The following is a 13,756-nucleotide window of genomic DNA, read 5'->3' on the forward strand; positions in this document are numbered from 1 at the left end:
ATTGGCATATCTCTTGCTCTATCAGTATGGCGCTTTCTAAAACCGTATGGAGCAATTATATGAAATATATCATCGCGATTATTAAACCATTTAAATTAGAAGATGTAAGAGAGTCACTCTCTGAGCTTGGGATTAACGGAATGACAATCAGTGAAGTAAAAGGATATGGGCGACAAAAAGGACATGCCGAGCTTTATCGGGGAGCTGAGTATGAGGTTAACTTTCTTCCTAAAGTAAAAATAGAATTAGCGGTTTGTGATGGGCAATTAGAGCCTGTGCTACAAGCCATAAGCCAAGTTACTGATACTGGTAAAGTAGGAGATGGCAAAATTTTTGTTTTAGAGTTATTGCAGGCGATCCGTATTCGTACAGGAGAGTCTGGTGAAGAAGCCTTGTAGAGGAGCTAACAAATGAAACGATTTATTAGTTATTTTTTTACGTTAGCACTTACATACTTTTTATTACCTCAGTTAGCTATCGGAGCTACCACAATAGACATAGATAAAGCGGACAACAGTTTTATGCTGATCTGTAGTGCATTGGTGTTTTTTATGACTATTCCCGGTATCGCACTCTTTTATGGCGGGTTACTACGCAGTAAGAATGTATTATCACTAATGACGCAAGTGATGTTGATTTTCAGTGTAGTGATTATCCTTTGGATTATGTTTGGCTATAGTTTGGCGTTTACTGCTGGAAATAAGATTTGGGGTGGGTGGTCACTTACTTTCCTAAATAATATTTCAGTCGATTCTGTTGCTGGTGCAATTAATCAATATGTGCATGTTGTATTTCAAGGCTCTTTTGCGGTGATCACCGTGGCCCTGATTGTTGGCGCATTAGGTGAACGTATTCGTTTTTCAGCACTGCTTATCTTTACTGTTATTTGGTTTACTTTTTCATATATTCCCATTGCCCATATGGTATGGGGAGAAGGTGGTTGGCTTATCGATGATGGAGCATTAGATTTTGCGGGAGGAACGGTTGTCCATATTAATGCCGCTGTAGCAGCGCTTGTTGGTGCTTACTTACTAGGTAAACGAGGTGATTATCAACATACTGCGATTAAACCACATAATTTACCTATGGTCTTTACTGGTACAGCGGTACTTTATATTGGTTGGTTTGGTTTTAATGCAGGCTCTGCAGGGAGCGCTAATGGTATTGCTGCATTGGCGTTTTTAAATACAGTTGTAGCTACCGCAGGTGCAGTTCTTGCGTGGACATTTGCTGAATGGCTAGTGAGAAGGAAACCTTCTATGTTAGGTAGTTGTTCAGGATGTATTGCGGGATTAGTTGCTATTACCCCAGCCGCGGGAACCGTAGGCCCTATTGGTGCTTTGGTTATTGGTATTATTGCTGGCATCATCGGGCTTTGGGGGGTTGTGGTTCTTAAACGTTGGTTAAAAGCAGATGATGTCTGTGATGTTTTTGGTATTCATGGTACTTGTGGTATTGCGGGCTGTTTATTAACGGGCATATTTACGGCTTCATTTTTAGGGGGCATTGGTTATAGCGAACATATGACGTTAGATAAGCAAGTGCTAACTCAATTATTTAGTGTTGTGATTACGCTTATTTGGTCAAGTGTTGTGGCTTACATTGCCTTTAAAATTGCCGATAAGCTAGTGGGATTGCGTGTCTCACAAGAAGAAGAGCATGATGGATTAGATATAACCACTCATGGAGAAAGAGCGTACGAGCAGTAATGGTCTATTCCCCCTCAACAGAGGGGGGAATATTCTCACCGCGTTATTTGTTAGATTTTATTCGTTTTTGACGGATAACACCTTCTTGAACAGAAGAGGCAACTAGTTGCCCACTCATATTAAACATTTTTCCTCTCACAAATCCGCGACCACCTGAGGCTGATGGACTTTCAATAGCATAAAGTAACCAGTCATCAACACGAAATGGGCGATGGAACCACATGGAATGATCGATGGTAGCCACTTGTAAACTCGGATCCATAAAACCTAAACCATAAGGTTGCAGTGAGGTGGGTAAAAAATCAAAATCAGAGATATAACCTAATAAGTATTGGTGTAGGAAAGGATCAGATGGCATTTCTCCGCGACTACGATACCAAACATAACGTTCCGCAGGTGCTTTCTCATAACCAAACGGGCTAAAATATTGCACGGGGCGTGCTTCAAAAGGTGTTTCTCTTAATGCGAGTGTTCTTAGAGGTTCGGGTAATTTTGGGGCAAGTTTTTTCAATATCTCATCTTGAGAGATCAAGTCATTTGGAAAAGGGACTTCAGGCATCATATCTTGATGTTCAAAGCCTTCTTCAAACTCTTGGAAAGAGACGGTCATATAAAAAATAGGCTTACCTTGTTGAATAGCACTGACGCGACGAGTACTAAATGAGCCACCATCACGGATAGATTCCACATCGTAAACAATAGGCTTATGGCTATCACCAGGTCGTAAAAAATAGCTGTGAAATGAATTAACATAGCGATTATCAGCAATTGTTTGTTTTGCCGCATAAAGAGCTTGGCCAACAACTTGTCCACCAAAGACTTGTGGTAAACCTAAATCTTCACTTTGACCTCTAAATAGGCCTTCTTCTATTTTTTCAAGCTCCATTAAGTTGATAAGTTTTTTTAATGCCTGGCTCATAGTTTACCTATATATCATCGGATAGATTATGTTTTATAGTTTTGATTATATACAATCCGCTATCGGATAAAAAAATAATCTGCTGTTTATATTTTGCTAAAAATGCCGTAACACCTTATTTGATAGGGGATCAATCGCGATGTTAGCTAATAGAGGGTATAAATTGAAAGAATTTGGCAAAGAATAAGGCCTTATTGAGTAATTTATCAGCACTTGGTTGGGCTTTCCTTGCTATTTGGATAGCTTTAAAAGATAATGCATATCGTCTTAGCAATAAGACAATCTATGGGGTCTTGTTGGTTCTCCCGCAACACTAACTTGTTAACTCGGTCAGGTCCGGAAGGAAGCAGCCATGGCAGGTGTCGTGTGTGCCGGGATGTCGCTGGCAAGGCCCCACCCAATTTCTGCATTGCAATCCCGCTATTTTTTATCCAGTTACTTTCTTCATCGTAATCGTATCGTTGAACGTTTGCATCTAAACATATTTCTATTTACATATTGTTTAATTAATAGTTTTTTTAACTATATTTACTCTCAATATGGGTTTGGTGAATTAATAAGAAACAGAATGCCTTTCACCTATTATCGCCTACGCGTTATAGATGAATAATAAGAGAAGTTGTAAGAATTATGCCGTCATGCCGTTATAAGCACGGCATGATAGTGTGTAATCATTTTACTTATTAAAAAAGCATGAATAAAACGATACCTAAAAATAAGAACTATTAACCCAATTACTATAAAGAGATAGTAAAAATAAGAGGATACTAATGGTTACTTGCTAATACGATTATCTTACAAATTTCCAAACAGATGCTGGGATCTTGTCATAAAGTTTGTTCATGGTTAGCTCTGCTAAGCGATGGTCTGCAGCTGAATAAAATAGCTCTAACTCATCATCGGTCAGTTCATATTTGTTCTTTTCAATCACTCTTTCAAGGGTTTCGATTGAGGTGCATTTTCTTAAACGCATTAGATAGTCTGTTTTAGTCATGTTGTCTTTTCTCTATAATTTAAATAAAACTAAAGGTAATTTAATTTACTTGATATAACTTTTAGGATTTTTATCGATAAGCGTTAACAGTGAATAGTTTAACTCTTTCCAATTATTCAATTCCGAGTAGGAAATGGAGTCACTACCGAATAACCGATAAGTCTCTTCTATGCACTCTTCCATTAAAGTGTTAATAGCGTGTTTATCAGGATATTTTATCTTAAACAGCCAACTAAAGCCCATAATGTGATCAATTAGGGCATTAAGGTCAACGCTTTTTGTGCTACTTAGATCATTGTTCCAAACTGCGGTACCTTTATCTAATGAGCTTAATGCTTGCTGTAATAGCTCTTCACATAAAAATGACAATTCAGCTAAATCTATTTTTTCTGGTGAATATTCGTCCATAGCTTATTGTGACTGAATTATGCTAAAGAAACACTAATAATTAATACTGATAAATTAGCTATTAATGAAGCTTGCGGCTTAATTCAGTAATGAATTAATTAAACAATCTTAAAATAAACAGCAACTTTATATTTTATTCATATACCAATAATGTTTAATAATTGTTTTTATTATTTCTACATAGTAATGGTGTAATTTGAAAAAGGTATTTAAATACGAAACTACATTCAATGCAAGTTGAAAAAGTGTACAAAATAAAAGTACTGTACGCTTAATATAGCACTATTATTGCATAAGTCACTATCTGAGCGATAGAAATTTGTCTATTTTCGTAAAAATTTAGTTGAGAAGCGTAAAAGTAAGGATAATTAACTTGATGATTATCCTAGTATTTGTTTGCTAAAAATGTCTTATATCGCTAAATAGTCTTGGTGATAAGCTGATATTAATAAAAAATAGTGCGTTAAATTTGACAAAAAGTCATATATAAGAAAAAAATTAAACTGATTTATTGATTAGGGATATGTTTTTCTTTAATTGATAACAATATAAAGGGGCGGGATTAACACGAAAAATTAAAATAAAACAAAAAGGCCGCTAAGCGACCTTTTTGATGGGTAGCCAACAAATTATGTTGGCTGTGGTATAGCATAATGATTACTTAGTTTGGTGCGGATAGTTTGGGTGCTCTAAGTCTTCGTTTTTCTTCGCAAACCTTCTGCGGATCACAACGAAGAAAATAGGAACAAAGTAAATAGCAAGGGATGTCGCGGCAATCATACCACCGAATACCCCTGTACCTACCGAGTTTTGCGCACCAGAGCCTGCTCCGTTACTTAATACCAGAGGAATAACCCCAAGCATAAAGGCTAACGATGTCATTAGAATTGGACGTAGACGCATTCTAACGGAATCTAACGTCGCTTCTACTAGCCCTTTACCCTCTTTTTCCATTAAGTCTTTGGCGAATTCGACAATCAATATGGCGTTCTTCGCCGATAACCCAATGGTGGTAAGTAGCCCAACCTTAAAGTAAACGTCGTTTTCAAGCCCTCTCAATGTAGTAAATGCTAACGCACCAATGACCCCTAAAGGTACGACTAACATAACTGAGAAAGGCACTGACCAACTCTCATAGAGTGCCGCCAAACAAAGGAATACTACAATTAATGAAATAGTATACAGTGCTGGCGCTTGGTTACCTGATAGACGTTCTTGGTATGACATACCCGTCCACTCGTAGCCAATACCACTTGGTAATTTGCTGGCGAGTTGTTCCATCATTAGCATTGCATCACCACTACTTTGTCCCGGTGTTGCACTACCTTGGATCTGGACAGCTGGTAAACCATTATAACGCTCTAAACGTGGTGAGCCATATAACCAAGGATCTTTACTAGTATCAATGAAGGATGAGAAAGGCACCATCTGACCCGCATTGTTACGAACATAAAGATTAGCAATATCTTGTGGCAACATGCGGAATTGTGATTCTGCTTGAACGTAAACTTTCTTCACACGACCACGGTCGATAAAGTCGTTAACGTAGCTACCACCAAACATCGTACCTAATGTTGAGTAGATATCACTGACCGCAACACCTTGAGCTTGTGCTTTTTCTAAGTCGATATAAAGACGATACTGAGAGGTATCTTCTTGACCGTTAGGACGCACACCCGTCAACATTTGTGGCTCTTGTGCTGCCATTCCAAGCAATTGGTTTCTTGCTTCCATGAGTTTTTCGTGTCCCAGGTTGGCATTATCGATTAACTCGAATTCAAAACCACCTGCAGAGCCTAACTCAACAATCGCTGGAATATTAAAGGAGTAAACAAAGGCTTCTTTAATTTGAGAAAGAGCTTGGTTAGCACGACCGACAATAGCAGGGACTTTGTCTTGGTCTGATTTACGCTCATCCCAATCATTTAATACGACGAAAGCAAGCCCCATGTTTTGACCTTGACCACCAAAACCAAAGCCGCTGACGGTAAAGACCGACTTAACCACATCTTTTTCTTTAGTATTAAAGTAGTCATTGACTTGTGCTAATACGTCTTGAGTTTGCTCTTGGGTTGATCCAGCGGGCAACTGAACCATTGTCAGTAATACCCCTTGGTCTTCTTCTGGTAAGAAAGACGCCGGTAAACGCACAAACATAATTGCCATAGCAGCAACAAGTAAGACGTAGATCAGTAAGTAACGACCTGTACCTCGCAGTGTACGAGAAACACTGTCTGTATAGTGGTGGCTACTTTTTTCAAAAACGCGGTTAAACCAACCAAAGAAACCTGTTTGTACACCATGGCTGCCTTTCGGGATTGGTTTTAACAATGTCGCACAAAGTGCAGGGGTTAAAATCAATGCCACGAAAACAGACAGCACCATCGCTGATACAATAGTAACTGAGAACTGTCGGTAAATCGCACCCGTTGAACCACCAAAGAATGCCATTGGAATAAATACCGCAGATAACACGAGGGCAATACCCACCAATGCACCTTGGATTTGTCCCATAGACTTACGTGTTGCTTCTTTAGGTGACAGTCCTTCCTCTTGCATCACACGTTCAACGTTTTCTACTACAACGATAGCATCATCAACCAGTAGACCGATGGCTAGTACCATCGCGAACATCGTCAAGGTGTTTATCGAATAGCCAAACGCGGACAATATGGCGAAAGTCCCTAATAATACGACGGGCACAGCAATGGTTGGGATTAATGTAGCACGGAAGTTCTGTAAGAACAGATACATGACTACAAACACCAGCATAATGGCTTCAACGAGCGTTTTAACCACTTCAAAAATAGAGATCTTAACAAATGGTGTTGTATCGTAAGGATAAACGACCTCTAATCCAGAAGGGAAGAATGGCTCCATATCAGCAAGTGCCGCACGTACTGCTGTTGCGGTATCAAGGGCGTTAGCACCTGTTGCCAGTTTAATACCAATACCTGCTGCAGGTAAGCCATTAAAGCGAGCAATCGTGCTGTAGTTTTCAGCCCCCATCTCAACAATACCCAGATCTTTTAGCTTAACCTGTGAACCGTCTTGATTGACTTTCATCAGAATATCAGCAAATTGCTCAGGTGTATTAAGTCGAGTTTGCGCAATGATAGATACATTTAAACGCTGACCAGGCACTGGTGGCGTACCACCTAATTGACCTGCCGCCACTTGGTTATTTTGCGATTTAATCGCATTAATAACATCAAGTGTGGTCATGTTATATTTCACCAGTTTATCTGGATCTAACCAAATACGCATCGCGTATTGTGTACCAAATAACTGCGTTTCACCCACCCCTGTGACACGGCTTAATGGATCTTTAATTGTTGCACCTACATAGTCGGCGATGTCATCTTGTGACATCGAGCCATCACCAGAGATAAAACCTGCAACCATTAAGAATGAACTAGAAGATTTATCGACACTAATCCCTTGTTGTTGTACTTCCTGAGGTAAAAGAGGCATTGCCAATTGCAATTTATTTTGCACTTGGACTTGCGCAATATCAGGGTCAGTACCAGCTTCAAAGGTCAGCGTGATATTCATCATACCTGCAGAATCACTGGTTGAAGACATATAAACCATGTTATCGATACCATTCATATTCTGTTCGATAACTTGGGTTACAGTATTCTGTACCGTGGTTGCATCAGCTCCTGGATAGACCGCAGAGATGGAAATCGCTGGCGGTGCAATCGTTGGATATTGTGCAACAGGCAGTTTGATGAGTGCCAAAAGACCAGCAAGCATGGTAATTATGGCAATTACCCACGCAAATATTGGTCTGTCTATAAAAAACTTAGGCATAGATCATCGACTCCTTATTGAGGATCCTTCGCTGGTTCAGATTTTTCAGTTGATGCTGTTGCATCTAAATTTTCTTCTTGTGGCGTAACCTTCATTTCAGGTTTTGCTTTTTGTAGCCCCGAAACGATAACGCGGTCACCAACCTGAACACCACTATTCACTAGCCACTTATTACCAACTGCTTGTGATACTTCAATAGTACGCACTTCAACCACGTTGTCTTTATTAACGACCATGGTTGTTGCTTCACCACGAGGAGTACGAATAACAGCTTGTTGTGGGATCAAAATAGCATTTTGACGAATACCATTTTCTAATTTTGTACGAACAAACATACCTGGCAGTAATTCACCATTTGGATTCGGTACGATTGCACGCATAGTGATAGAGCCTGTGGATTCATCAACAGTCACATCAGAAAATTCTAAATGACCTTTTTGAGCATAGGATTGACCATTAGTTAAGGTTAAGTGAACAACAGGTTTACCTTGCTCTTGACGAACAATGCCACTTTCAATTTCATTTTTTAATTTCAGATAATCTTCACTCGATTGTGTCACATCGACATAAATCGGATCGATTTGCTGAACGGTTGTTAAAGCCACTTGCTGACCAGGTGCAACTAATGCGCCTTCTGTTACCGTTGATTTACCTGAACGGCCAGAAATTGGTGCGGTGACTTTGGTATATTCAAGATTAATTTTTGCATTAGTCACTGTAGCTTCTGCTGCTTTTACTGCAGCAACAGCTTGAGCGTACTGAGATGTTGCGGTATCAAAATCTTGTTTACTGACATAATTGGTGCCGAGTAGAGGTTTATAGCGCTCTACAGTTAGGCGAGCAATTTCAGCATTCGCTTTCGCTTTTGCTAAATCAGCTTGAGCACTGTTTAATGTAGCTTGAAAAATAGCAGGATCGATTTGGTACAAAGATGTTCCTGCTTCTACATAACTACCTTCGGTGTAATTGCGTTTTAAGATGATGCCGCCAACCTGAGGGCGAACCTCTGCGATACGATAAGCAGATGTACGACCAGGTAAGTCTGTTGTGATAGTCAGTGGTTTCGCATCTAATGTAACAACACCTACAGCAGGAGCAGGAGGTGGACCTCCAGCAGACTGATTTTTGTCGCCACATCCAGCAATAACCAAGCTGCCTGAAAGCACTAACAGAGCCAGAGGCAAAACCCCTCTGTTTTTTCGCATAAGAAAACCTCTATTCAAAAGTTGTTTCCCGGGATAAAAAATAATTAAGTTGATGAATGATTGCGATGTATAGTACAAACATACATGAATGTATGTAAATTAACTTCAGTCAAAATCGAGGAATAATGGCACGAAAAACTAAACGCCAAGCACAAGAGACAAGACAGCAGATTATTGATGCTGCACTTAGGCTATTTACTGTGCAAGGTGTTTCTGCCACATCACTTTCAGATATTGCAACCGAGGCCGGAGTAACTCGAGGTGCAATATATTGGCACTTTAAGAATAAAGTGGATTTATTTACTGAAGCGTGTGAACTCACCGACTTAAAAATAGAATCATTAGAATTAGAGTATCAATCAAAATATCCAGATGATCCACTATTTGTATTAAGAGAATTGCTTATTTACATATTGACATCAATTGTCGAAGATCCGAAACATAATGCACTTCTAGAAATATATTTCCATAAGTGCGAATTTGTTGGTGAAATGACACCAATTGTTGAAATCCGCCGAGAATTATGTGCAGCCGATTACTCTAGAATAGAGCAATCTTTATCTCGCTGTATCGAAAAAAGACAACTTCCTGCCAACCTTGATTTAAGAAGAGCTGCGATTATGTTAAGAGCTATGATGACAGGGCTTGCTGAAAATTGGTTATTTTCACCAGAAAGTTTTTCTATTAAAGAGGAAAGTCAATATTTGGTTGATAGTTTTATTGATATGATTAAGCATAGCGTAAATATGAGAATATCGGCGCTATCTTAATTTATTCTTAAACATAAGGAAGAAGTTCATGAGCAAAGTATTAGTGATTGCAAATGGTGCAGCATACGGTAATGAATCATTATTTAACGCACTGCGTTTATCTATTACTTTAAAAGAGCAACATCCAGAAACGCAATTAAATATCTTTTTAATGTCTGATGCGGTAACCGGTGCACTGGCTCATCAGCAACCCAAAGAAGGTTACAACCTCCAACAAATGTTAGAAATTTTAACGGCACAAAACGTCCCTGTTAAGTTATGCAAAACCTGTACAGATACTCGTGGTATCAGTGAATTACCTTTAGTGGATGGTGCTGAACTTGGGACATTGGTGGACTTAGCACAATGGACTCTCGACGCGGATAAGATTTTGACTTTCTGATCAATATTCTGTTTTCTCAGGGGAGAAACATCTAGGCGACTTGTTCTAATGACACTGCCAATTTCAAGTAATTGGATTATACTAAGAGGCAGTTTTTCAATATTCATTGAACAAGTTGCTCAATATGCGTGGATCTAACGTTTTTATTCGATTAAATCATTTTATTTCGACAATATTTATTGTCTCTATCCTCTTTGTTTTGTTAGGAAATATACTTTTTACCCCGGCTAAAGCAGAAACAGTCAGCAATAATTTACCCACCAAAGAAAGTATTCAAAACCAGCTTAATTTATTAAATAAACGTAGTGACTTAAGTGCCGAAGATAAACTCACTATTGGTGATCTAGAGCAGGCATTGCTACTTCTTGATAATATTCAACAACTAGAGAAAAAAGCAGACGACTATAATAAGACAGTAGAGCAATTACCAGAAAAGCTACGCAGTATTCAAAATCAATTAAGTCAATTAAAACAGAAAATAGCAAACAAAGAAGTTGATGACTACCGTCAATCTTTAGAGAGTCTACCGCTTGCAACTTTAGAGTCGCAATTAGAAGAGGTTTTACAATCCTTAGCGAAAGCACAGGAAGATTTAGCCAATTACAGTAATGAGCTTATTGTTTTACAAACGCAACCAGAAAGGGCGCAATCTGTTTTATTTAATAACTCAGAAAGATTGCAACAAATACGAATTGCATTAAATAAAAGCAGTGCAGATAAAGCTCAAATGCGATCTTCTTCTGTGCAACTTTTACAATTAGAACAATATTATTTGCAACAACAAAACAGTTTTCAAAAACGAACACTGCAATCTAATGTACAGCTACAAAGCTTATTACAATTACAGCGTGATTATAGTTCAGCCTATATTGACCTCTCTCAAGAGCATGCTCAACTACTGCAAGAGATCTTAAGTGATAAACGTTTAGACAGTTCAGAAGAGGTTGCCAAAGAGGCGCAGACGGCAGAGCTGAGTAATCAGGCGATTAAAAATAACGCTTTTTATTTAGCTCAAGCTGATATTAATAAAAAACTCAGCGATAAGCTGATTATTACTACACAAAATAATAATGAGTTAAATCGCCATAGCTTAATGGTCAAAAACCGCCTAGATAGAGCTATCCAATCAGAGCGCAATCTTAAAGAGCAAATTGATGTATTGAAAGGGAGTCTGTTGCTCTCTCGTATTCTATTTGAAGAGCAAATTGAGCTACCTGATGATATCTTTATCAATAAGTTACCGGATAAAATTGCTGACTTACGTTTAGAACAGTTTGAAATCAATAAACAAAGAGATCAGATTTTTCAGCCGAATCTCTATATCGACCAATTAATGCAAGAGTACCAAGCCGCACATCCGGAAATTACTGATAAAAATGAGCTAAAAGAGCTACATAATGCATTATTACAACTGATTGATGCGCGACGAGATCTACTGGATAAGCTCAATAATCAACTGGGTAGCCAAATTTCTGAATCTATTAATTTACAGATGGATCAGCAACAGCTACGTAGTGTGGTGAGTTCATTAGAAAGCACCTTAGCGCAACAAATATTCTGGGTAAGCAGTAATAAACCGATTAACCTCAGTTGGTTCTCAACCTTTCCAGAGCAGGCAGTGGCTGAATTTCAAAGTTTTAAACTCAACTGGTCAAATGAAAATCTGTTGACCGGGGCTAAAAAATCATATCCTGTGCTGATTGCGCTAGTTTTGTTCAGTAGCATACTGATTTGGCAACGTAAAAAATTTGATAAGCAGTTTGATAAATTAAGTGCTGATATTAATAAGCTTAATAAAGATACGCAGTTACATACTCCATTGGCTTTAGGGATTGTTTTCTTAAAAACATTACCCCTTTCTTGTATTGTGTTAGCGATAGGATATTGGCTAATTAATAGCTTTAATGTGCAACAAGAGTTTATCTGGTCTTTTACTTGGCAGTTTGCGGTATTTTGGCTGATGTTTGAGTGGTCTTATCGTTTAATGTCGGATAATGGAGTGGCCGTTAATCACTTTAAGATCCCCCTAGAGCGAGTACAACAAAATCGTAAACGTTTATTACGTTTATCGCTTCCCATGTTGCCAATTATTTTACTTTCCGCTTATGGTATTAATAACCCATTATTGTTAGTGGGTGATGTGATTGGTCAATTAGTGACAATTATTTCACTCTTTTTTATTAGTCTGTGTGCATTACCTTTTTGTCGTGAAATGTGGCAAGAAAAGGGTAATCATGTTGTGAGAACGGTGGTTATCACCTTATTAACTTTCTCGCCTTTACTTTTAATGGGGTTAGTTATTTTTGGTTATTATTACACCGCACTACGTTTAGCCAATCGTTGGATTGATAGTTTATATCTACTTATGTTGTGGTTTATTGCTTACCACGCGAGTTTACGCGGCCTTACTGTTGCAGCAAGACGACTGGCGTATCGTCGAGCGCTAGAGCGCCGACAAGCGATGCTTAAAGAGAAAAAAGAGGGGGATGATAACACTCTCGAGCCAATCCAAGAGCCACCGATGGATATGGAGCAGATAAACCAACAATCATTAAGATTAACCACAATGATCTTATTTATTATCTTTGCTTCCAGTTTTTATGGTATTTGGTCTGACTTTATTACAATCTTTACTTACTTAGATGGTATTACGCTTTGGCATTATAATTTGCCTACAGAGTTAGGTAATGTGGTTAAAGCAGTGACGGTTGCTGACTTACTCCTCTCTTTTGCCATTATGGCTATCTCTTGGTTTATGATAAGAAACCTACCGGGTTTACTCGAAGTTCTTATTCTTTCAAGAATTAAATTACAGCAAGGCGCTTCTTATGCCATTACGACTATTCTGACCTATATTATTATTGCGATAGGTACAATTGTTTCGCTGGGGATATTAGGCGTAGCATGGGAAAAACTACAATGGTTGGCGGCAGCCTTAACGGTTGGTTTAGGGTTTGGTTTACAAGAAATATTCGCTAACTTTGTTTCAGGGATAATTATCTTATTTGAAAGACCGGTCAGAATTGGTGATACGGTGACAATTGGCTCTTATTCTGGAACAGTGAGTCGTATTCGTATCCGAGCAACTACGGTAACGGACTTTGATCGCAAAGAGGTTATTATCCCGAATAAAGCCTTTGTGACCGAACGCCTGATCAACTGGACATTATCTGATACTGTCACACGTATTATCATTCAAGTCGGTGTTGCTTATGGTTCTGATTTGGATAAAGTGAAAACCATTTTAATGAAAGCAGCAAAAGATAATCCCAAAGTGATGACTGAGCCAGAGCCTGTGGTGCTGTTTACCGAATTTGGGGCTAGCACGCTAAATCATGAATTACGTTTTTATGTTAGAACGCTTGGGGATAGAAATACTGCTATCGACGAAGTCAACCGCGCTATTGATAAACTTTGCAATGAAAATGATATCAATATCGCGTTTAACCAATTAGAAGTGTATCTGCATAATAAACAAGGGGAAGAAGTGCAAGAAATAAAAAAAGGCCCTCTTGATGGTTCAACACCTGAAGCGAATACGCCATTTAATTAA

General features: G+C 38.6%; 10 protein-coding genes and 1 other RNA gene. 6 read left to right on the plus strand and 5 right to left on the minus strand.

Annotated features, from left to right (window positions below; translation table 11 throughout):
• Positions 1-59 precede the first annotated feature (59 nt).
• A complete protein-coding gene (locus AACV00_RS04735) occupies positions 60-398 on the plus strand; it encodes a P-II family nitrogen regulator (RefSeq protein WP_004247234.1) in 339 nt (112 codons plus the stop codon).
• Between the two features lie 12 nt (positions 399-410).
• A complete protein-coding gene (gene amtB, locus AACV00_RS04740; protein ID WP_049218664.1) occupies positions 411-1,709 on the plus strand; it encodes an ammonium transporter AmtB in 1,299 nt (432 codons plus the stop codon).
• Positions 1,710-1,752: 43 nt separating this feature from the next.
• Here amtB and tesB read toward each other — a convergent pair whose 3' ends face one another.
• Entirely contained in the window at positions 1,753-2,628 is an 876-nt protein-coding gene (tesB, locus tag AACV00_RS04745; protein ID WP_012367483.1) for an acyl-CoA thioesterase II, read from the minus strand.
• 294 nt (positions 2,629-2,922) lie between these two features.
• Here tesB and ffs point away from each other — a divergent pair.
• Positions 2,923-3,019: signal recognition particle sRNA small type (gene ffs / locus AACV00_RS04750), an RNA gene on the plus strand.
• Between the two features lie 399 nt (positions 3,020-3,418).
• On the opposite strand, the gene AACV00_RS04755 is transcribed toward ffs, so the two are convergent.
• The 4 genes from AACV00_RS04755 to AACV00_RS04770 all read right to left on the minus strand — a co-directional run bounded on the left by AACV00_RS04755 (position 3,419) and on the right by AACV00_RS04770 (position 9,051).
• Complete coding sequence (locus AACV00_RS04755; RefSeq protein ID WP_004245074.1) at positions 3,419-3,622, minus strand: HHA domain-containing protein; 204 nt, start codon at positions 3,620-3,622, stop codon at positions 3,419-3,421.
• 45 nt (positions 3,623-3,667) lie between these two features.
• On the minus strand, positions 3,668-4,030 hold the full coding sequence (tomB, locus tag AACV00_RS04760; RefSeq protein WP_004245073.1) for an Hha toxicity modulator TomB: 363 nt from the start codon (positions 4,028-4,030) through the stop codon (positions 3,668-3,670).
• A gap of 657 nt (positions 4,031-4,687) precedes the next feature.
• Complete coding sequence (locus tag AACV00_RS04765; protein ID WP_004245072.1) at positions 4,688-7,846, minus strand: efflux RND transporter permease subunit; 3,159 nt, start codon at positions 7,844-7,846, stop codon at positions 4,688-4,690.
• A gap of 14 nt (positions 7,847-7,860) precedes the next feature.
• A complete protein-coding gene (locus tag AACV00_RS04770) occupies positions 7,861-9,051 on the minus strand; it encodes an efflux RND transporter periplasmic adaptor subunit (RefSeq protein WP_004247237.1) in 1,191 nt (396 codons plus the stop codon).
• Between the two features lie 125 nt (positions 9,052-9,176).
• Here AACV00_RS04770 and acrR point away from each other — a divergent pair, with 125 nt between their 5' ends.
• The 3 genes from acrR (at position 9,177) to mscK (ending at position 13,756) form a co-directional block, all read left to right on the plus strand.
• Entirely contained in the window at positions 9,177-9,821 is a 645-nt protein-coding gene (gene acrR / locus AACV00_RS04775; RefSeq protein ID WP_004247238.1) for a multidrug efflux transporter transcriptional repressor AcrR, read from the plus strand.
• Positions 9,822-9,849: 28 nt separating this feature from the next.
• The gene (locus AACV00_RS04780) at positions 9,850-10,203 is read left to right on the plus strand and encodes a DsrE/DsrF/TusD sulfur relay family protein (protein WP_004245069.1); all 354 of its coding nucleotides are present in this window, start codon (positions 9,850-9,852) and stop codon (positions 10,201-10,203) included.
• 124 nt (positions 10,204-10,327) lie between these two features.
• On the plus strand, positions 10,328-13,756 hold the full coding sequence (mscK, locus tag AACV00_RS04785) for a mechanosensitive channel MscK (protein ID WP_004245068.1): 3,429 nt from the start codon (positions 10,328-10,330) through the stop codon (positions 13,754-13,756).

The organism is Proteus sp. G3927 (assembly GCF_963894685.1).
Taxonomy (GTDB): Bacteria; Pseudomonadota; Gammaproteobacteria; order Enterobacterales; family Enterobacteriaceae; genus Proteus; species Proteus mirabilis.

What these genes read in the sequence shown, in the direction of transcription:
- AACV00_RS04765 (WP_004245072.1), bottom strand. Translation starts at nt 7,846, where the DNA reads ATGCCTAAGTTTTTTATAGACAGACCAATATTTGCGTGGGTAATTGCC.
- AACV00_RS04755 (WP_004245074.1), bottom strand. Translation starts at nt 3,622, where the DNA reads ATGACTAAAACAGACTATCTAATGCGTTTAAGAAAATGCACCTCAATC.
- acrR (WP_004247238.1), top strand. Translation starts at nt 9,177, where the DNA reads ATGGCACGAAAAACTAAACGCCAAGCACAAGAGACAAGACAGCAGATT.
- tomB (WP_004245073.1), bottom strand. Translation starts at nt 4,030, where the DNA reads ATGGACGAATATTCACCAGAAAAAATAGATTTAGCTGAATTGTCATTT.
- amtB (WP_049218664.1), top strand. Translation starts at nt 411, where the DNA reads ATGAAACGATTTATTAGTTATTTTTTTACGTTAGCACTTACATACTTT.
- AACV00_RS04780 (WP_004245069.1), top strand. Translation starts at nt 9,850, where the DNA reads ATGAGCAAAGTATTAGTGATTGCAAATGGTGCAGCATACGGTAATGAA.
- tesB (WP_012367483.1), bottom strand. Translation starts at nt 2,628, where the DNA reads ATGAGCCAGGCATTAAAAAAACTTATCAACTTAATGGAGCTTGAAAAA.
- AACV00_RS04770 (WP_004247237.1), bottom strand. Translation starts at nt 9,051, where the DNA reads ATGCGAAAAAACAGAGGGGTTTTGCCTCTGGCTCTGTTAGTGCTTTCA.
- mscK (WP_004245068.1), top strand. Translation starts at nt 10,328, where the DNA reads ATGCGTGGATCTAACGTTTTTATTCGATTAAATCATTTTATTTCGACA.
- AACV00_RS04735 (WP_004247234.1), top strand. Translation starts at nt 60, where the DNA reads ATGAAATATATCATCGCGATTATTAAACCATTTAAATTAGAAGATGTA.